Source organism: Pseudoruminococcus massiliensis (genome assembly GCF_900291955.1).
In the GTDB taxonomy this organism is placed as follows: Bacteria; Bacillota; Clostridia; order Oscillospirales; family Acutalibacteraceae; genus Pseudoruminococcus; species Pseudoruminococcus massiliensis.
Genome location: NZ_OLMR01000009.1, coordinates 1 through 20,602, shown reverse-complemented (window position 1 = coordinate 20,602; position 20,602 = coordinate 1). Strand labels below are relative to the sequence as shown.

General features: G+C 37.3%; 17 protein-coding genes, 1 other RNA gene and 1 pseudogene. 9 read left to right on the top strand and 10 right to left on the bottom strand.

The genetic code is table 11. The features are described from left to right. Positions 1–146 precede the first annotated feature (146 nt). Both C9914_RS10070 and C9914_RS10065 read right to left on the bottom strand, forming a co-directional pair. Positions 147–626: a S1 RNA-binding domain-containing protein gene (locus C9914_RS10070; RefSeq protein ID WP_022263693.1), complete on the bottom strand. Its 480-nt coding sequence runs from the start codon at positions 624–626 to the stop codon at positions 147–149. 20 nt (positions 627–646) lie between these two features. Then, positions 647–1,108, bottom strand: a complete 462-nt coding sequence (locus C9914_RS10065) for a hypothetical protein (RefSeq protein ID WP_022263692.1) — start codon at positions 1,106–1,108, stop codon at positions 647–649. A gap of 306 nt (positions 1,109–1,414) precedes the next feature. Here C9914_RS10065 and C9914_RS10060 point away from each other — a divergent pair, with 306 nt between their 5' ends. The 3 genes from C9914_RS10060 (at position 1,415) to C9914_RS10050 (ending at position 3,671) form a co-directional block, all read left to right on the top strand. After that, positions 1,415–1,924: a flavin reductase gene (locus tag C9914_RS10060; protein ID WP_022263691.1), complete on the top strand. Its 510-nt coding sequence runs from the start codon at positions 1,415–1,417 to the stop codon at positions 1,922–1,924. Between the two features lie 3 nt (positions 1,925–1,927). Continuing rightward, positions 1,928–2,662: an elongation factor P 5-aminopentanone reductase gene (ymfI, locus tag C9914_RS10055; protein ID WP_022263690.1), complete on the top strand. Its 735-nt coding sequence runs from the start codon at positions 1,928–1,930 to the stop codon at positions 2,660–2,662. 598 nt (positions 2,663–3,260) lie between these two features. Further along, positions 3,261–3,671: a helix-turn-helix domain-containing protein gene (locus tag C9914_RS10050; protein WP_022263689.1), complete on the top strand. Its 411-nt coding sequence runs from the start codon at positions 3,261–3,263 to the stop codon at positions 3,669–3,671. A gap of 409 nt (positions 3,672–4,080) precedes the next feature. Here the strand turns inward: C9914_RS10050 and C9914_RS10045 are convergent, their stop codons facing one another. From C9914_RS10045 to gdhA, 6 genes are all read right to left on the bottom strand, one after another. After that, positions 4,081–4,326, bottom strand: coding sequence for a helix-turn-helix domain-containing protein (locus tag C9914_RS10045; protein ID WP_022263688.1), 246 nt, complete (start codon positions 4,324–4,326; stop codon positions 4,081–4,083). Between the two features lie 233 nt (positions 4,327–4,559). Next, an RNA gene (gene rnpB, locus C9914_RS10040) (RNase P RNA component class A) lies at positions 4,560–4,908 on the bottom strand. 50 nt (positions 4,909–4,958) lie between these two features. Continuing rightward, a complete protein-coding gene (locus tag C9914_RS10035; RefSeq protein WP_106765171.1) occupies positions 4,959–6,131 on the bottom strand; it encodes an NAD(P)-dependent malic enzyme in 1,173 nt (390 codons plus the stop codon). A 468-nt stretch (positions 6,132–6,599) separates the two neighbouring features. Then, the gene (locus C9914_RS10025; RefSeq protein ID WP_106765168.1) at positions 6,600–8,252 is read right to left on the bottom strand and encodes an O-antigen ligase family protein; all 1,653 of its coding nucleotides are present in this window, start codon (positions 8,250–8,252) and stop codon (positions 6,600–6,602) included. A 24-nt stretch (positions 8,253–8,276) separates the two neighbouring features. Then, positions 8,277–8,963, bottom strand: coding sequence for a sugar transferase (locus tag C9914_RS10020; RefSeq protein ID WP_106765166.1), 687 nt, complete (start codon positions 8,961–8,963; stop codon positions 8,277–8,279). 321 nt (positions 8,964–9,284) lie between these two features. Next, positions 9,285–10,616: an NADP-specific glutamate dehydrogenase gene (gene gdhA, locus C9914_RS10015; RefSeq protein WP_106765164.1), complete on the bottom strand. Its 1,332-nt coding sequence runs from the start codon at positions 10,614–10,616 to the stop codon at positions 9,285–9,287. 424 nt (positions 10,617–11,040) lie between these two features. Here gdhA and purC point away from each other — a divergent pair, with 424 nt between their 5' ends. The 6 genes from purC (at position 11,041) to guaA (ending at position 19,671) form a co-directional block, all read left to right on the top strand. Then, the gene (purC, locus tag C9914_RS10010) at positions 11,041–11,748 is read left to right on the top strand and encodes a phosphoribosylaminoimidazolesuccinocarboxamide synthase (protein ID WP_106765162.1); all 708 of its coding nucleotides are present in this window, start codon (positions 11,041–11,043) and stop codon (positions 11,746–11,748) included. A gap of 46 nt (positions 11,749–11,794) precedes the next feature. Beyond that, the gene (gene purF, locus C9914_RS10005) at positions 11,795–13,270 is read left to right on the top strand and encodes an amidophosphoribosyltransferase (RefSeq protein WP_022264586.1); all 1,476 of its coding nucleotides are present in this window, start codon (positions 11,795–11,797) and stop codon (positions 13,268–13,270) included. 43 nt (positions 13,271–13,313) lie between these two features. Continuing rightward, positions 13,314–14,747: an adenylosuccinate lyase gene (purB, locus tag C9914_RS10000; protein WP_106765160.1), complete on the top strand. Its 1,434-nt coding sequence runs from the start codon at positions 13,314–13,316 to the stop codon at positions 14,745–14,747. A gap of 237 nt (positions 14,748–14,984) precedes the next feature. Continuing rightward, positions 14,985–16,268, top strand: coding sequence for an adenylosuccinate synthase (locus C9914_RS09995; protein ID WP_022264584.1), 1,284 nt, complete (start codon positions 14,985–14,987; stop codon positions 16,266–16,268). 16 nt (positions 16,269–16,284) lie between these two features. Beyond that, positions 16,285–18,111 carry a glutamine--fructose-6-phosphate transaminase (isomerizing) gene (gene glmS, locus C9914_RS09990; RefSeq protein ID WP_022264583.1) on the top strand — a complete coding sequence of 609 codons (1,827 nt, stop codon included), beginning with the start codon at positions 16,285–16,287 and terminating at the stop codon, positions 18,109–18,111. A gap of 24 nt (positions 18,112–18,135) precedes the next feature. After that, entirely contained in the window at positions 18,136–19,671 is a 1,536-nt protein-coding gene (guaA, locus tag C9914_RS09985) for a glutamine-hydrolyzing GMP synthase (protein WP_270750660.1), read from the top strand. 195 nt (positions 19,672–19,866) lie between these two features. Here guaA and C9914_RS09980 read toward each other — a convergent pair whose 3' ends face one another. After that, entirely contained in the window at positions 19,867–20,277 is a 411-nt protein-coding gene (locus C9914_RS09980; protein WP_106765156.1) for a hypothetical protein, read from the bottom strand. Between the two features lie 11 nt (positions 20,278–20,288). Next, positions 20,289–20,602 (bottom strand): annotated as a pseudogene (locus C9914_RS09975) (helix-turn-helix domain-containing protein); the annotation flags it as partial.

Sequence of the window (20,602 nt, the reverse complement as noted above, 5' to 3'; positions counted from 1 at the left end):
CAATTTAAAAATTCGCACAAAAGTACAAATTGTAAAATTGAGTTATATTTTAATATATATGCTTAATTCATAGTTCAAGCTATAAATTAAGCAGGTGACATTTTTACTCTGCTCACCTGCTTAATTCAGTTATCTAAAGATTATAATTATCTTGATGAATACCCGTTGTTACTATTTCCACGAGAACCTCTGCCAGAGCGTCTTGAGCTGCCTTCATTAAAACGCTTGAGGTCGGACATTTTTTCATCGCTTGTCTGTTTAAATTTAGACATCATATCTTCAAAGCTTGTTGCCTCAGGTCGCTTAGAACTCTGCCATTCAAAGTTTCCTGGTCTGCCAGGACTTTGAGTGCCACCTTGTCTTTTAGAACCGCCATTTGGCTTAGGAGCTGGTGGCAAAGCCTTTTTCATAGAAAGACCTATCTTACCCTCAGGAGTGATAGACATAACTTTAACCTTGACAACCTGTCCTATCTTAACAAAATCGCTAATTTCTTTTACATAAGTCTGAGCGACTTCAGAAATATGCACCATACCTGTTTTTCCTTCTGGTAAGTCAACAAAAGCTCCGAATTTAGTTATTCCGCTAACTTTACCCTCAAGAACATCTCCTACTGCAAGACCCATAGTGAAAATTTTTCCTCCCCTTAATTTCCGGCTATATTTTGAAAAACACGCACTCCGCTTTTAGCATAGCCGAGTCGCAATGCTTCCTGCCTTAGATACTCCTCACATTCTTTTTCCTCATCAGTTTTGTTTTCAGCAGTTGTTTGCTTCTTCTTTTCTGGTTGAGAAGAAGCTTGAACTAAATTCTCATTTTGGCTTGATTCTTCATTACTGCTTGATTCTTCAACTGGATTTGCAACCTCGCTCACTGTGAGTTTGCTTGCCTGTTCAGCAAGCTGTGATTTTTTTTCGAGGTCAAGAGTTTTCATTTGAGCCATTTCAAGCTTATTATTAACATTTTCAAGCTCAGTACGGCTCTGCTGAATTTTAATCTGCTGGTCTACTATTGTAACCAGAATAAAAATAAAAAACGCCACAACCGCAATTCTGAGAATGTAATTTTTCTTTGGTTTTATTCTGTTTTTTACTTTTCTTTTTTTCATAGAAAGCACCTTTTAAAATACTATCATAAGTCACTATAATATAAATTATTATACAATAAGTACCAAATAACTTTCAAGTAATTTTCAAAATTTTTTACGAAATATTTAAAATTTAAGTGCTTTTTTAGAATAAAGGCACTTTTATTTTGCTTTTTTTATTGAATATTGCAAGTTTACATAATGTAAGTTCTATGATAGCCACTAATTACCAATCAAATCCCAAATTCTCATATATTTTTTTCGCTTTAATTTAAGCTATTCATATGATATAATATACTTAAAATAGATTTTATGGAGGTATTTTTCATGTCCGATTTTAAAGAAATAAATATTACCGAGCTCACTGCAAGTCCTTATAATCTTTTTAATAAAGATTGGGCATTGCTTACAGCAGGAAATTCAGAAAAATTTAATACAATGACTGTAAGCTGGGGTGGCGTTGGTATCCTTTGGAATAAAAATGTTGCAACTGTCTATGTCAGAAAATCTCGCTATACACTCGAATTTATAGATAAATTCGACCATTTTTCACTAACCTTTGGCGGTGACTCTATGCGCAAAGCTTTAACTTTCTGCGGGAAAAATTCTGGCAGAGATTATGATAAGGTTAAGGAAACAGGTATCACACCTTTATTTGATGAAAAGGTTCCATATTTTAAAGAAGGCAAGCTTATCCTAATCTGTAAAAAGCTCTATCGTCAAGAAATGAATGCTGAATCCTTTATAGATAAAGACATTATAGATAAATGTTACAGCGACAATGATTATCACATTATTTTTATTGGAGAAATTGAAAAAGCTCTTATTAAGGAGTAAAATATGCGTTCTATTATCGTAACAGGTGGCTCAAGAGGTATTGGTTCAGAAATTTGTACTACACTTTCAAAGGCAGGCTATGCAGTTGCAATAAACTATAACCATTCTGCCGAAAAAGCTCTTGTACTTTGCAAAGAAATTCAAGAGCAAGGTGGCACAGCTATCGCCATTCATGGTGATATTTCAGATACAGCCGATGTAAAAAATCTCTTTGAGCAAACATATAGAAGCTTTGGTACACCTTATGCTCTTATAAATAATGCTGGAATTGCTCTACAAAATAGCCTTATCCAAGACATCAGCGATGAACAGCTTGAGGCCGTAATATCAACAAATCTTCTTGGTGCAATAAAATGCTCTCGTGAAGCAACACGATATATGGTTTCTGAGCATTGTGGAAGAATTATAAATATATCGTCTATTTGGGGAGAAGTCGGTGCCTCTTGTGAGGTAGTATATTCCGCATCTAAAGCTGGAATAATAGGTCTTACAAAGGCTCTTGCAAAAGAACTTGCACCAAGCGGAATTACCGTAAACTGCATAGCTCCTGGAGTTATAAGCACAGATATGATTTCGTGCTATACTCAGGAGGATATTGATATACTTCGTGACGAAACACCTCTTGGAAGAATAGGCACTTCTAAGGATATTTCTAATGCGGTGGAATTTCTCATATCTGATAAAGCTTCATTCATTACTGCTCAAGTTCTCGGTGTAAACGGTGGATTTGGTATATAAAATTTAATATTCTATTTAAAGATAAAAAGTGGTGGAGCTTAAGGTCCATCACTTTTATTTTCTATCAATGTTCATTTACAATACTACTGCTATTACATATATATTAGTGAATTTTTTGTTCATCATTAGAAGTTATAAATTGGTTTATGCTTGAATATTTTTTATTGCTACTTTCATAATAATTAGATATTGAACTTTCTAAATTTTCAACTACACTCGTATTACTTGTCATATTATTGCTTAAATCATTAACAACATTACCTTTATCATCGAACTTAGTTCTAAAAAGCTTAGAACTATTATAATCATAATATCTTGATATTGATTGTTATAAGAAGAAGCATCAAGCACAATATAGACAGGGTAGATACATCTAAACCAGAAGGCTTAGAAATTGGTACATGGTTATTTGAATAATCTACAGGCGCCGAAAAAGCTCTACTGAAATAATTAATTATATATATGAGAGTTGTGTTTGTATGAATTTACATTTTAAAGTAATTGTTCAATTTTTTAAATTTTTTATCAAATATGCTTGAACTGTGATTTCTACTCTGATATAATAAGACAACACAAGAAATATAGGAGTGCGGATTTAATGAAAACTTCAAGTACAGCATTAAGACTTAATGAATTTATGCAGAAAAATGGTTTAAAACAAATTGATATTATAAATCGTGCAAAACCATTTTGTAGTGAATATGGTGTAAAACTTAGTAAATCTGACCTCAGCCAATATGTTTCTGGAAAGGTAGAACCAGGACAAAATAAACTCTATATTCTTGCAAGAGCATTAAATGTATCTGAAGCGTGGCTTATGGGATACGAAGTTAAAAACGCAACCAATAAAAACGAATCTCAAAACATACAAACAAACTCAGAAGTAAAAGATGAAATACTTAGTATGCTGATTAGGAACTATGAAAAAATGACAGAATCAGCTAAATACGCACTTTTTGAATATTCAGAATTTATGATAAGTAAGTCTGAAAATCTATGTCCACAATAAAGCATAAACATTACAGAAAATAGTAAGCTTTTATATTAAAAATTTGACATTTTATTTTGAAGAATATACAAATATATCAGTTTTACTATGTGTCAATATTCTTTTGGCATAACGAAACCTCATATGACAATTTTTATTCTGCCGTAGGAGGTTTGTTTTTTTAATGTCCATTTTTTACGAACTTTTTCAATTTTCTGCCACTTGTAATTATACTTTATGCTATTTTTTCGGGTTACCACAATTATTGATATTGAGCCAAAAACTAAAAGCACTTGGACTTCGTAAAGAAGTCCAAGTGCTTTTTGATGTGCTTAATTATATTTTATCGTTCTTGTGAGCGAAGTATATAAATAGCAATTATAGCTTTTGGGACTGATGGTTCAGAGTTGCGTTCACAAATAGTTGCGATTTACTCTCTGCCAAGTAAGTAGTCTATCGAAACCTCAAGTATATCAGCAAGTGCAACAAGCTCAATATCTGTGACAGAACGAATCTGACCTTCAAGCTTAGAAAGACCAGAGGCATTCATATCAACACCATTGACCTGCAACTGTGCAAGTAATTCCTTTTGTTTAATGCCTTTGCTTTTACGAGCAGCTTCAACTCTTGCACCGATAAGGTTACGATTGCCCAGTGCCTGCTTACGCAATCTCATCAAATATCCTCCTAACCATTTATTATACTATGTATTATACTTTAACTTATGCTAAATAACAATAGCTAATTTGTAAGAAATGACAAAGAGGTTTTAGTTTATATTGCACAGCAAATAAATATTAAAATTTACAAGTAGAAATATGATAGAGGTAAAATTAAGACAAAATTCGCAAATAGAAAAAACAAGTTCTTATATTTAAAGCGAAAATTCGCAATGATATACGCAATAATGCGGCGACCGAGCCTATAAGCCGGGTTCTGTCGTGAACAGCCATCTATCTTGGCAGGGCGTTACCGCCACTGCTCGATGCCACCTAAGCGAAGCCATCGGGCCGATGTTGAATGCTTCTGTGCGGTGTTGCTCCGAATAGGGTTTACAGGGCCACACAGTCTCCCGTGTGCCGGTGAGCTCTTACCTCGCCTTTCCACCCTTACCTGAAAGACTCAGGCGGTATATCTCTGTTGCACTATCCCTGGGGTCGCCCCCGGCGGCCGTTAGCCGTTATTCTTGCCCTATGGAGCCCGGACTTTCCTCGGGTGAAGCCTTTCGGCTTTCATCCGCAGCTGTTCAGCCCGCTCGCAAAAGATATTTTACTATATTTTTACCCGAATGTCAAATGCTTATGCTAATCAAAGCTTTGCAACGCCTGATTTTCTTGCGGCCTCCATAACAGCCTCAGCAACAGCCTTGCCTACTCTTCTATCAAATGCTTTTGGCAGAATATATTCATCATTAAGCTCATCATCAGAAACGAGAGAAGCAATCGCATAGGAAGCAGCAGCTTTCATCTCTTCGTTGATTTCGCTTGCACGACAATCCAAAGCACCTCTGAAAATTCCTGGGAAAGCAAGAACATTATTGATTTGATTTGGAAAATCTGAACGACCTGTTCCTACTATTCTTGCACCTGCTTTCTTAGCAACATCAGGCATAATTTCAGGTGTAGGGTTAGCCATAGCAAAGATGATTGGCTCATCTGCCATAGATTTTACCATTTCTTCATTTACGATATTTGGTGCAGAAACACCGATGAAGAGGTCAGCACCCTTCATAGCGTCTGCAAGAGTACCAGTCTTTTTAGAACGGTTTGTGATTGTAGACATATACTGCTGTTCTGGGTTGAGTCCGTCCATACCCTCGCAAATAATGCCAGCTCTGTCTACCATTGTAAGATTTTTAAGACCGAGGTTGAGGAGGTGCTTTGCAATAGCTATACCTGCTGAACCGGAGCCATTGATAACGGCATTGATTTCGCCAAGGTCCTTCTTGACAACCTTCAATGCGTTGAGGACAGCAGCCGCAACTATAATTGCAGTTCCGTGCTGGTCATCGTGAAAAACAGGAATATCGCAGATTTCTTTGAGCTTTCTTTCAATCTCAAAGCATCTTGGAGCAGCAATATCCTCAAGGTTGATTCCGCCGAAACTTCCAGAAATAAGATATACTGTTCTTACAATTTCATCAACATCTTTGGAACGAACACAAATAGGGAAGGCGTCAACTCCTGCAAATTCCTTAAATAAAGCACATTTGCCCTCCATAACAGGCATACCAGCCTCAGGTCCTATATCGCCAAGTCCGAGAACGGCTGTACCATCGGTTATAACAGCAACTAAATTGCTTCTGCGTGTAAGTTGGAAAGACTTTTCATAGTCCTTTTGTATCTCAAGGCAAGGCTCTGCAACGCCAGGAGTATAAGCGAGGGACAAATCTTTTGTATCATTGACGGCAACACGAGAAACAACCTCGATTTTTCCTTGCCATTCGTAGTGTTTTTGCAATGATTCTTCTCTGATATTCATCATAGACTTCCTTTCAAATTAAATATCTTAATAAATTTTAGTACATCAAAGAGTTTTTGTAAAGTGCTTAATTGCAAAATCCGACATTTTTCCAATTAGCTAACAAACTTCCCAAAGACAATTAAAAGTTTCGCTCGAGCCTTTTCAAAGGCTCGTAGGTCAAGGGCAACGCCCTTGTCGCTCTCGCAGAGAGCGAAACACTTTTGGGCGAAGCCCAACATTTGTTTTTTCTTAGGCGAACGCAGTTCGCCTTTATCGACTAATATTGCTAACAAGATAAAATTAAGCGGTGGACAAAGTCCACCGCTTTAGAAGCAAAGAATGTTAAGGGCGTTGCCCTTAAAACCCACCAAAGGCTCTGCCTTTGAAAACCGCAAGCTTTTGAAAAAGCTTGTGCAAAACTTTTAAGTGTCTTAGAGAAATTTGCTAACTAACTTTAGGGGCGAACTTTGTTCGCCCGCTCGGTAACTAATTGGAATTTTCTTTATCTTCATTTTTTTGCGTATCGCTTTGCTTATCTGGATTATCTTTATATGCTGATTGAATTTTGCCTACAAAGCCTGGGAAGAATGTTGAACTATTCAGTCTGCCTCGATAATCGCTCATTTCATAATGATTGAGATAGCTCATTGCATAGCCAAGAATAAGCCAGAAGATAAGTACCTTAAAAGATACATCAAGCAGAAGTGTAATTTCAAACATTGAGTATACACAATATGCCGCCAAAAATGCAAGCAGACAAGGCAACATCTCACGCTCAGTATCATTTTTGTTGCGTTTTTTGAAAATGCAGATGAGCATACTTTTTGCAATCTTTACTGCAAAGATTATAAAGAAAGTAAAGCCTACAACTCCAAAGCTTACAAGTATAGTTACGAAACCATTGTGGAAATCGGAATATTTTAATCCACCGAGATACTTTTCGCCATATAGAACAATATTTCTTGGAGCAACTCCAAAGATAGGGTAGAGTAAAAAAAGTTTTATTGCTTGTTTAAGGAGTGGAATTCTTCCGCTGTCGATATTTTTATTTTCATGGGTAAAGGTTGTTGTCTTTTTATCTCTGAAAATGTTTTCTGTATGGGTATTGTCACTTGGAAGATATTTATTGTTATCAGCTTTTGAGGTTTCACTTGATTTTGAAGCACTTTCCGACTGGGAAGATTTGTTTTCTGGAATTTTGGAATTTTCGGATTTTGGAATTGTGCTTGTTACTTCTACACTTTGGCTTTCTGAAAATTTTCTTTCAGATTCAAGTAATGTGGCAAAGCCTTCTTGAGCAAAAGACCTTATGGTTAAAAATGAAAAGGCAAATATCACACAGGCAAGAATTAATGAAATTATTCTGAACATAAAATTAAATGTTCTTACGGTATCACTGTTTCTGAAAATTTTATAGAATGCTATAAAACAAACATAGATTATTATGAATACAAGTGAACCGTTTGAGTCAGAGAGAAAGAGTGAAACTAAGTTTATAAAAAGACATATTCCATAGTAAAGACTTACTCTAAAGGTAAATTTAGAAACAGCCTTGTGCCTTAAATAAAGTATATGGCAGAAGATAACACCGATAACAGCATAAAACGCCAAAAGGTTGGCGTTTGTGAATATGCCGACAAAGCGATTATCCTTTATGCTTATGTAATAATCCATAAACATAAAACCTTTTTTAGAGCATAGAAGTATTATGATACTTATGGTCATAAGTATGGTTGTTGATGAAAGAAAAAACTTAAAGAAGAAGGTCATTTCTCTTTTTGCAGCCTCATGAGTTTTTTCAGCATATAATCCATAAAACAGAAAGAAGCAGAGAATAACATAATAAATCATAAAAAGATTTTCATGTATGTTATATGCGAAGTTTACTGCAACAGAAATAAGTCCTGAGGCAATGAATAGAGTTATTATTGGTAAGTGCTTGATTTTTCTTAATTTCATTTCTTTTATAAGCTTTATGTATAAAACGATTCCTGCCCATACATATATTGGAGTGGCTAAAAAATAGCAGGCAGAATCTATCACACAAACAGAACCGAAAAACAGCAGACAAAGCAATGAAAATCTTATAGCAGAGGTATTCATGAGCAAGGCTGTTATTTCCTTTTTTGTGATATTCATTATAGGTATACACCACCAGTCGTATTACTTGAGTACGGCGATAACCGTCATAAACATAACTTTTAAATCGAAAAAAATATTGAATTTTTCTGTGTATTCAAGATTTATTTTCATCTTTAAGGGGAGAACATCTTCTACATAAACCTTGTCTGCATCATCAGCATCTTTCAAAAGCTTTTCTTCATCTTTAAATTTTATGCTCGTAAGTGAAGTTACTCCAGCAGGGAGTAGGAGGCTTGCCATCATTTCAGGCGTATAACACTTGACATATTTCATAACTTCAGGCCTTGTGCCAACAAAGCTCATACTTCCTGATAGAATGTTAAAGAGCTGCGGTAATTCATCAAGCCTTGTTTTTCGCAAGAAATGCCCTGCACGAGTAACACGAGAATCGTGGTCAACGGTAACCTGTGAACCAATAGCTTCAGCATTTTGAACCATTGTTCTAAATTTTATGATATGAAAAATCTTTCCATAACGGGTGACTCTTTCTTGCCGAAAAAAAACGCTGCCCTTTGAATCGCATTTAACCCAAATCGCAACAATCAAAAAAATAGGTGAAAGCACAATCAACATAATTAAAGCAAGAATAAAATCAAGTATACGCTTAAAAAGCAGACTTGCCGTCTTTTTGGAAAGTATATCATAATATTTTCTTACATCATCATTTTTCATATTTTTGGGAAGCCTGTCCCAGCTTCTGAGGAGCATATCTGTACACACCTTTTTATAAATTTATTTATATATTATACAATAAATTACTGCTCTTTGCAACAAATTCACAGTTATATTATATATGCCTGAATTTGAAAAAAGGGGATTTTTAGTAAAAAAGTGATAAGCTAAGTTTACTACTTAAAGGGTAAGTGAAATTAAGAACATTGCTATTAAAACCTATGATACTTAGTTAAATTATGTATGATTATAAAAAATGCCCCGAATATTGTTGGTGCTTATGCCAAACAATATCCGGGGATTGTAGTTTTATAGAAAGGGATAGGAGTAATTTAGTTTATTAGGTTTGCTGTTCTATTAATATACACCCTGTGCAATCATAGCGTCTGCAACCTTCTCGAAGCCTGCAATGTTAGCACCCATTACATAATCGCCCTTATGACCATACTTTTCAGCAGCAGCAGCGATATTTGTAAAGATATTAACCATAATGCCCTCGAGCTTAGCGTCAACTTCTTCAAATGTCCAAGAAAGTCTTTGACTATTTTGTGACATTTCGAGTGCAGAAGTAGCAACACCACCTGCATTAGCAGCCTTACCTGGAGCAAAGAGAATACCATTCTCTTGGAACATCTTTGTAGCTTCAAGTGTTGTAGGCATATTAGCACCTTCAGCAACAGCCTTTACGCCGTTTTTGATAAGGTTCTGTGCACCCTCAACATCAAGCTCGTTCTGTGTTGCACATGGAAGAGCAACATCGCAAGGAATTGTCCAAAGGAATTTGCCCTCGTGATATTCTGCATTTGGACGATACTTTGTATACTCAGAAAGTCTTGCACGCTTAACTTCCTTGATTTCCTTAACAGCAGCAACATCAATGCCGTCCTTGTCGTATACCCAGCCTGTTGAATCAGCAAGAGTAACAACATTAGCACCCATCTGCTGTGCCTTCTGTGTAGCATAGATAGCAACATTACCAGCACCAGAGATACAAACTGTCTTACCAGCAATATCCATGTTGTTTTGCTTGAGCATTTCTTTTGTGAGATAGAGAAGACCGTAGCCTGTTGCCTCTGTTCTTGCAAGAGAACCACCATAGTTAAGTCCCTTACCTGTGAGAACACCTTCATAAACATTGCGGATTCTCTTATACTGACCAAAGAGGTAGCCGATTTCACGAGCACCAACACCAATGTCACCAGCAGGAACATCAGTATCAGCACCAATGTGTCTATAAAGCTCAGTCATAAAGCTTTGGCAGAAAGCCATGATTTCACGGTCGCTCTTACCCTTAGGGTCAAAGTCAGAACCACCCTTGCCGCCGCCGATTGGAAGACCTGTGAGGGAGTTCTTGAAAATCTGCTCGAAACCGAGGAACTTAATGATACCAAGGTTTACTGATGGGTGAAGTCTAAGACCGCCCTTGTAAGGACCGATAGCGCTGTTGAACTGGATACGGAAGCCACGGTTTACCTGTGTCTTACCGTTATCGTCAACCCAAGCAACTCTGAACATGAGCTGTCTTTCAGGCTCTGTAATTCTTTCGATAATAGCGTTTTCCTGATACTTAGGATTCTGCTCGAAAACTGGTTCGAGAGAGTTAAGAACCTCAGTTACTGCCTGAATGAATTCAGGTTGAGCAGGGTTCTTTGCCTTAATTTTTTCAAGTTGTTCACTTACATATGACATTGAAGCCACTTCCTTATATTGAAGATTGATTTGCAAGTATTTTCAGAAGAAAAATCACTTAGATATTTGAAATAAAACAAATTTGTATGGATATCTTCCTTAATACCTTGCATATTTTATCATATAATTTTCCATAAATCAAACAAAAATTGTAAAAATATAATAAACTAATAAAATTTTGTCAACTTATACACAAATAGTACTGCATTTTTGGCAAAAATTATAGTAAATCATTCAAAAAGACACCGTAAAAGCATAGACTTTTGATAATATATGAGCAAATATGAAATTTTTTGAAAAAATTATGCAAAATCATAGAAAAAATAAATCGTCTTTCTGGCTCTTGCTTAAATCGTCGAAATGAAGTATAATATATGCGTATGATTTTTTTATTTTGTCAATTTAAGTTTGGAGGACTTTGAATATGGAAAAGAAAGAGCTTATTTACGAAGGCAAGGCAAAAAAGGTTTACGCAATGGACGACCCTGATTACTGTATGGTAGAATATAAGGACGACGCTACTGCTTTTAATGGTCTTAAAAAAGGCACAATCAGAGGTAAGGGCGTAGTTAATAATAAGATGTCTAACTTTATGTTCAAGCTTCTTGCAGAAAAAGGCATCGAGACACATTTCGTAAAGGAAATCAGCGATAGAGAAACTATCGTTAAGAAGGTTTCTATCGTTCCTCTCGAGGTTATTATCCGTAACAAGGCAGCAGGCAGCCTCGCAAAGAAGCTCGGCCTTGAGGAAGGTATGGAGCTTAAATGCCCAATCCTTGAGTTTTCATATAAGAATGACGAGCTTGGCGACCCTATGATTAACAATTCACAGGCTATCGCTTGCGGTATCGCAACTCAGGAAGAAATTGATGTTATCAGCGATATGGCTTATAAAGTAAACGACTATATGAAGGAATTCTTTGCAGGCGTAGGCGTTGAGCTTATCGACTTTAAGCTTGAGTTTGGCAAGTTCCACGATAAGATTATACTTGCTGACGAGATTTCTCCTGATACTTGCCGTTTCTGGGATATTAAGACACACGAGAAACTCGACAAGGACCGTTTCCGCAGAGATATGGGCGGCGTAGAAGAAGCTTATGCTGAGATGATGAAAAGAATTGGCCTTGCATAATCTTTTTATAAACAATTTTATAATGCTAACAGGACGGTGAAACCTTTTGGACAGCAGCAAATTTTCAGACTGTTTCTCCGAGGAGCTGCATGAAGAATGTGGTGTTTTCGGAGTATATAGTGATGGTGCTATAAACCCAGCTTATGCTTCATATAATGGACTTCTTGCTTTACAGCACAGAGGTCAGGAGAGTTGCGGAATTGCCGTTAACGACAGAGGCGTAATCAGCTATCATAAGGATATGGGACTTGTAAGCGAAGTATTTTCTAAGGAAACCTTAGCTTCACTTGAAGGTCAGATGTCCGTTGCTCATGTCAGATATTCAACCGCAGGCGGAAGCGTTCCTGAAAACGCTCAACCGCTTGTAATGAGATATGTTAAGGGTGTTCTTGCTATCGCTCATAACGGCAACCTTACTAATGCTGTTGAGATTCGTAAAGAGCTTGAGCATCGAGGGGCAATTTTTCAGACAACAATCGACTCTGAAGTAATCGCTTATTTGATTGCAAGAGAGCGTGTTCATTCACATTCTGTTGAGGCTGCCGTAAGTGCGGCTATGAAACAGCTTGATGGCTCATATTCACTATTGGTTATGAGTCCAAGAAAGCTAATTGCGGCTCGTGACCCTCATGGCTTCAGACCGCTATGTATGGGTAAGCTTGAAGGCTCTTATGTTTTCGCTTCTGAATCTTGTGCATTAGATGCTGCGGGTGCAGAATTTGTAAGAGATATTGAGCCTGGCGAAATTGTTGTTGTTGATGATAGAGGCATTACCTCAATCAAAGATAACTGCCCTAAGGAAAGCAAGAAATCTCTTTGCGTTTTTGAGTATATTTATTTCGCAAGAACAGACTCTATAATTGATGGAATTGGCGTTTACGAATCTCGTAAAGAGGCTGGAAGAATCCTTGCAAGAGAGTTCCCAGTTGACGCTGATTTGGTTATTGGTGTTCCTGAATCGGGAATAGATGCTGCTATTGGTTATAGTGAAGAATCGGGAATCCCTTATGAAAAGGGAATCGTTAAGAATAACTATATCGGCAGAACATTTATTAAGCCGACACAGCAGGAGCGTGCAAAGAGCGTTCGTCTTAAACTTAATCCACTTCTTACAAGTGTTAAGGGTAAGAGAGTTGTTATGATAGATGATTCTATCGTTCGTGGCACAACCTGCGATAGAATAGTAACTATGCTTAGAAAAGCAGGTGCTAAGGAGGTTCACCTCCGCATAAGTTCACCGCCATTTACTTGGCCTTGCTATTACGGAACAGATATTCCGTCTAAGGGCGAGCTTATTGCCTGCAAACATACTGTTGATGAGATTTGCAAAATCAGTGGAGCGGATTCTCTTGGATATTTGCCAGCGGATAAGCTTTCACAGATGCTTTTGAATAAAGCAAATGGTATTTGTACTGCTTGCTTTACTGGAAAATACCCAACAGAAATACCTCAAAAATTACTTGAAGGTAAGGAAAGAGGCGGAGTTGACTTTGACAAGAAGCTTGTCAAGGATAAGCAATAATTTGCCGATTTCAGTATTTTTAAGATGAAAGGAATTTAAGATTATGGCTAAAGATACCTATGAATCTCCTCTTTCGTCAAGATATGCCGATAAGGAAATGAAATATCTTTTTTCTCCTGATAAGAAATTCAGAACATGGAGAAAGCTTTGGATTGCTCTTGCAGAATCTGAAATGGAGCTTGGACTTCCTATTACACAGGAGCAGATTGACGAGCTTAAAGCACACGCTGATGACATAAACTATGATGTTGCAGAAGAAAGAGAAAAGTTAGTTCGTCACGATGTTATGTCACATGTTTATGCATATGGTGTACAATGCCCGAATGCAAAGGGAATTATTCATCTCGGAGCAACCTCTTGCTATGTTGGTGACAACACAGATGTTATCATTATGACAGAGGCTTTGCGTATAGTTGAGAAAAAGCTTGTCGGAGTTATCCGCACACTTTCTGACTTTGCAAGAAAATATAAGGACCTTCCTACACTTGCATTCACACATTTTCAGCCGGCACAGCCTACAACAGTAGGTAAGCGTGCTACACTTTGGATTCAGGACCTTCTTATGGACCTCGAAGATGTAAGGTACCAGCTTTCTAAGGCAAAGCTTCTTGGCTGCAAGGGTACAACAGGTACACAGGCAAGCTTCCTTGAGCTTTTTGAGGGCGACCACGAAAAGTGTCGTGAGCTTGACAGAAGAATTGCTGCAAAGCTTGGCTATGATTCTTGCTTTGCTGTTTCAGGACAGACATATTCTAGAAAGCTTGATAGCCAAATCTTGAATGTTCTTGCAGGAATTGCACAGAGTGCTACAAAATTCTCTAATGATATAAGACTTCTTCAGCATCTTAAAGAGATTGAAGAGCCATTCGAGAAAAATCAGATAGGTTCTTCTGCTATGGCATATAAACGCAATCCTATGCGTTCAGAGCGTATAGCGTCACTTTCAAGATATGTTATGGTTGATGTACTTAATCCATATATTACAGCAGCTACACAGTGGTTTGAGAGAACTCTTGATGACTCAGCTAATAAGAGATTGAGCATACCTGAGGGCTTCCTTGCTATTGATGCAGTTCTTAACTTGTATCTTAATGTGAGTGACGGACTTGTAGTTTATGATAAGGTTATAGAAAAGCGTCTGCGTTCTGAGTTACCATTTATGGCAACTGAGAATATTATGATGGACGCAGTAAAGCGTGGCGGTGACCGTCAGGAACTTCATGAGCGTATTCGTGAGCTTTCTGTTGAAACTGGCTACGAAATTAAGGCAGAGGGTAAGGAAAATCATCTCTTTGAGAAGATTGCGAAAGACCCTATCTTTGGTGTAACCTTAGAGGAGCTTGAGGAGCATCTCAAGCCAGAAAACTATGTTGGCAGAGCACCTCAGCAAACAGAAGATTTTCTCAATGATGTTGTAGCACCTGTTTTAGCAGAATATGAGAATATTGCTGTTGAAGAGGTTGAAATTAACGTATAAAAAAATACTTACAGTGCAAGAGATATGTACTATTTTGTGCATATCTCTAAAACTGTTTTTATAAGCATATGGGTGTCGGCATATGGCTAAGATGCGAATGATGAAATATTAAACGGGCGAGTACAGTTCGCCCCTACAATTTGCTAATAGGTTTTGCAAAGCAAAATCAATTACACAAATTGACAGCGGAGGCACTCCGCTCCTTAACGACAAAAAATGAAAGGTTGGATTTTAATTATGGTAAAAGCTATTGTTGGTGCAAACTGGGGAGATGAAGGCAAGGGCAAGATAACTGATGTGCTTGCAGCAAACTCGGATATGGTTATCCGTTTTCAGGGAGGAAGCAACGCAGGACACACTATCATAAATAACTATGGCCGTTTCGCTCTTCATCAGCTTCCAAGTGGTGTTTTCTATGATAATATCACAAATATTATCGGAAACGGTGTTGCACTTAATGTTGATAATTTTATCAACGAACTTAAGAGCCTTGAGGAACAAGGTGTAAAGAATGTGCATATACTGGTATCTGACAGAGCTCAAATCGTAATGCCTTATCATATTCTTTTCGATTGCTATGAGGAGGAAAGACTTTCAAAAGAAAGCTTTGGCTCTACTAAGTCTGGTATTGCTCCTTTCTATTCTGATAAATTTGCTAAAATTGGTTTTCAGGTAAATGAGCTTTATGATGATACTGACTCATTAAGAAAGAAGCTTGAAAGAATTCTTGAGGTTAAGAATTTAACTATTAAGAACCTCTATCACAAAGAAGAGCTTAGTGTTGACGAGATTTTCAATAAGCTTATGGAATATAAAGAAATGCTTGAGCCTTATGTTGCTTCAACATTTGACATCGTTAATGACGCTGTTAAGGCTGGAAAGAACATTCTTCTTGAGGGACAGCTTGGCACACTTAAGGATACTGATTTTGGTATCTATCCAATGGTTACTTCCTCAAATACAATCGCTGGCTATGGTGCTGTTGGTGCAGGCGGTATTCCTCCATATGAGATTAAAGAAATTGTTACGGTTGTTAAGGCATACTCAAGCTCTGTTGGTGCAGGTGAATTTGTAAGCGAAATTCATGATGAAGAAGAAGCAGAGGAACTTCGTAAGCGTGGCGGAGATAAGGGAGAATATGGTGCAACAACAGGCCGTCCAAGAAGAGTTGGCTGGCTTGACCTCGTTGCAACTCGTTATGGTTGTAAGGTTCAGGGTGCAACACAGGTTGCTTTCACAGTTATTGACGCTCTTGGTTATCTTGATGAGATTCCTGTTGTTGTTGCTTATGAGCTTGACGGCGAAAGAATTGATTACTTCCCATCAACAACAAAGCTTAAGAGATGCAAGCCTATTATTGAGGTTCTTCCTGGCTGGAAGTGCGATATTCGTGGAATTAAGGAATATGATAAGCTTCCTGAAAATTGCAGAAAGTATATCGAATTTGCTGAGAAGGCAGTCGGTGTTCCTTTCAAGATGATTTCTAATGGACCTAAGCGTGAGGACATCATTCTAAGATAAGACCGGAGGGATTATTTTGTGTGGTATAGTTGGATACATAGGCTATGAACAAGCGGCTCCTAACCTTTTAAGTGGACTTGAAAAGCTTGAATATCGTGGTTACGATTCAGCAGGTGTCTGTGTTTATGACGGAGAAAAACTCAATGTTTTTAAGGCAAAGGGCAAGCTGAAAATTCTTAGTGATATGATTGATGGTGGCAAAGCTGTTAAAGGTACAGTTGGTATAGGCCATACAAGATGGGCTACTCACGGCGAACCATCAGATGCAAATTCACACCCTCATCTGAGCGATTCAGGTAAATTTGCTGTTGTTCACAACGGAATAATAGAAAATTATATTAAGCTTAAAGACCATCTTATTCGCAGAGGAGTAAAATTTTACTCTGAAACGGATACAGAGGTTATAGCACAGCTTTTGGATTATTATTATACTGGAGATATTATTGATACTGTTATCAAGGTTCTTTCTAAGGTTAATGGTTCATATGCCCTTGGCATAATTTGTCTGGATAATCCCGATCAGATTATTGCAGTAAGAAAAGAAAGTCCACTCATTATCGGACTTGGCAAGAATGAAAACTACATTGCAAGTGATATTCCTGCAATTCTTGAAAAGACAAGAGATATTTATCGTCTTGATGCAGATGAAATTGCTATTATTACAAGTTCAGATGTCAAGATTATCAACACTGATAAAGACGAAGTTAAAAAAGAAGTTCAGCATATAAACTGGGACATTTCTGCTGCTGAAAAGGGCGGTTATGAAACATTTATGTTTAAAGAAATTATGGAACAGCCGAAGGCTTTCCGTGATACTATAAATCCAAGAATCAAAGATAATAGAATTGTCTTTGATGAAATAAACCTTACACCTGAACAGTTTAAAAGCTTTAAAAAGATTTGTATAGTTGCTTGTGGTTCTGCTTATCATGTAGGCGTTGTCGCAAAATATGTATTTGAACAGACATTGAGAATTCCTGTTGAGGTTGATGTTGCTTCGGAATTCCGTTATAGAAATCCGATTGTCGATGATAAAACCCTTGTGATAGTAATAAGTCAGTCTGGTGAAACAGCTGACACTCTCGCAGCACTCAGAGAGGCAAAGAGTTATGGTGCTTATATTCTTTCTATTGTAAATGTTGTTGGAAGCGCTATTGCAAACGAATCTGATGATGTTGTTTATACATGGGCAGGTCCTGAAATTGCTGTTGCTACAACAAAGGCTTATAGCACACAGCTTGCAGTTGTCTATCTCCTTACAATCTATTTTGGAGATATTCTTGGAACAATTTCCGAAACAGAATATAAAAAATATCTTTCTGAGCTTAGACTTATTCCAGATAAAATAGAGCAGATTCTTAAAAATAAAGAAGATATTCAGTATTTTGCATCACAGCAATTTGATAACAGAGATATATTCTTTATTGGCAGAAATCTTGATTATGCTCTTTCTCTCGAGGGCTCGCTCAAGCTAAAGGAAATCTCTTATATTCATTCGGAGGCATATGCAGCTGGTGAACTGAAGCATGGAACTATTTCTCTTATAGAAGATGGTACACTTGTAGTTGCTCTCGCAACACACGAAAATCTTTTTGAGAAAACTATGAGTAATGTCGTTGAGGTTAAATCCAGAGGTGCGGTTGTTCTTGGACTTACCTGTGAAAACCACCCCGAAATTGAAAAAAGCGTTGATTTTGCTTTTTATATACCAAAGACCTGTGATATTATGTTGCCATCCTTGGCAGTAATTCCGTTGCAGCTTTTCGCTTATTATGTCGCTTCTTTAAAGGGCTGTGATATTGATAAGCCGAGAAATCTCGCAAAGTCTGTAACAGTTGAATAAGTTTTTGAGGTGAAAATGATGGAAATTAAAAATGAAGCGGTTCTGATTCTCGACTTCGGAGGTCAGTATAGCCAGCTTATCGCAAGAAGAGTTCGTGAGCTTAATGTTTATTGTGAGATTAAGCCATATAGAATTTCTGCTGAGGAGATTAAGCAGGGCAACTATAAGGGAATTATTTTCTCTGGTGGTCCTAACAGTGTTTATGCTGAAAAAGCTCCTAAGTGTGACCCTGAGCTCTTTGAGCTTGGTATACCTGTTCTTGGTATTTGCTATGGTGCTCAGCTTATGGCTAATATGCTTGGCGGAGAAGTTAGCACTTCACTCGTAAAAGAATATGGCAACACAAATGTTTTATTTGATAATACAAGTACACTTTTCCAAAATGCAAGCGATGAAAACATCTGCTGGATGAGCCATACAGACTATATTTCTAAAACTCCTGAGGGCTTTAAGATTGTTGCTCGTACAGACGATTGCCCTGTTGCTGCTATGGAAGACAGAACAAATAAATTTTATGCTATGCAGTTCCACCCAGAGGTTCAACATACAAAAGAGGGTATGACTTATCTTAAGAACTTCCTCTATAATGCTTGTGCTTGCAAGGGCGATTGGAAGATGAGTTCATTTGTTAATGATACTATTCAGCATCTTAAAGAAACTATTGGTGATAAAAAAGTGCTCTGTGCATTATCAGGCGGAGTTGATTCTTCTGTTGCTGCTGTTCTTGTACACAAGGCTATTGGAAAGAATCTTACTTGTATCTTTGTTGACCACGGACTTCTTCGCAAGGACGAGGGCGACCAAGTTGAAAAGGTATTTAGAGAGCAGTTTGATATGAATCTTATCCGAGTAAACTGCAAGGATAGATTCCTCAAAAAGCTTGAAGGTGTTTCTGACCCTGAACGCAAGAGGAAAATTATTGGTGAAGAGTTTATTCGTGTATTTGAAGAAAAAGCAAACGAGCTTGGAAAGATGGATTATCTTTGCCAAGGAACAATTTATCCTGATGTTGTTGAGAGCGGTGTAGGTGAGGCTGCTGTAATTAAGAGTCACCACAATGTTGGCGGACTTCCTGAAGATGTTAATTTTGAGGGAATTATTGAGCCTTTGCGTTATCTCTTTAAAGATGAGGTTCGTAAAGCTGGTCTTGAGCTCCTTATTCCATCTTTCCTTGTATGGCGTCAGCCATTCCCAGGTCCAGGTCTTGCTATTCGAGTTCTCGGAGAAATTACAGATGAAAAGCTTGATATTCTCAAAGATGCAGATGCAATTATGCGTGAAGAAATAGCAAACGCAGGACTTGATAAGGATATTAATCAATATTTTGCAGTTCTTACGAATATTAAGAGCGTTGGTGTTATGGGCGACGGAAGAACCTATGATAGTACAATCGCACTTCGTGCTGTAACAACAAGCGATTTTATGACTGCTGACTGGGCACACATTCCTTATGATGTTCTTGGAAAAATTTCCAGTAGAATTATCAATGAGGTTAAGCATGTAAACAGAGTTGTTTACGATATTACTAGTAAGCCTCCAGCAACTATTGAGTGGGAATAATATCAGGAGTTGCGTAAACCCGCATAAACACTGGGTTTTCAGCTCTCAAATTCCCGATTTGATAGCAAAATGATAGCAAACCATAAAACGACTTTATTCTAAGTGTTCTATTGGTTTGCAGGTACAATTATTTTAATACTATAAAAGGCATTACTGACTTTTGCAGTCGGTAATGCCTTTTTTGCGTTTATTTGCTTATTTGTTTTGACTTAAAAAGTTTTCTAGTGCTTTGATTTTTTCGTTAATACCCTTCATACGGTCACTTATGCCGTTTTGACAGATGATTTGTTTTGTTTTTAGTATTTCTTTTATCAATTCTTTTTCACATTGTTTTCGCTTTTGTTGCTCATCTATTTGACGGTATAATTCGAATTTTAATGTTATTTTTGGATTAACAATGGATTTCTCGTTAAAACCGAAATAAGCGGGATTTTTCTTAAATTCAAATAAATGAGTTGCACAACGGACTAACACAAAAACAGATTCGCCAATGTATAAAGGTGCGATATCACCATTTGCATTGATAACACTTACTTTATACACACCTGCTCCAATTGCTTCTATGAAATTGCTTGAAAAGAAATCAATTTTAGTTTGTATTTTCATAAGTAACACCTTTATTCAATATTGATTGCAGGATAGTTATAACGCCAACGGTCGTATTCCTCTTTTGTGATTTCTCCGTTCTTAAGTTTTTCGGCTTGCTCCTGCCAAGCGGAAAACATATCGAACAATTTAAGATAGTTTGTTCCCATACACTTATCAAGGCGTATGCAAAGCTCGTCATCAAGTTTATCAATACGGAAACCGTATAAATCCTCAAGAGTAAACAGAGTGTGCATTAATCCGTTGTAGCTGTCAATGTCGGGCACAGTTAAGGCACTTGTCGATATGCCAAACACATTTGCAAGATTGTTTGTTAAATCAGCCT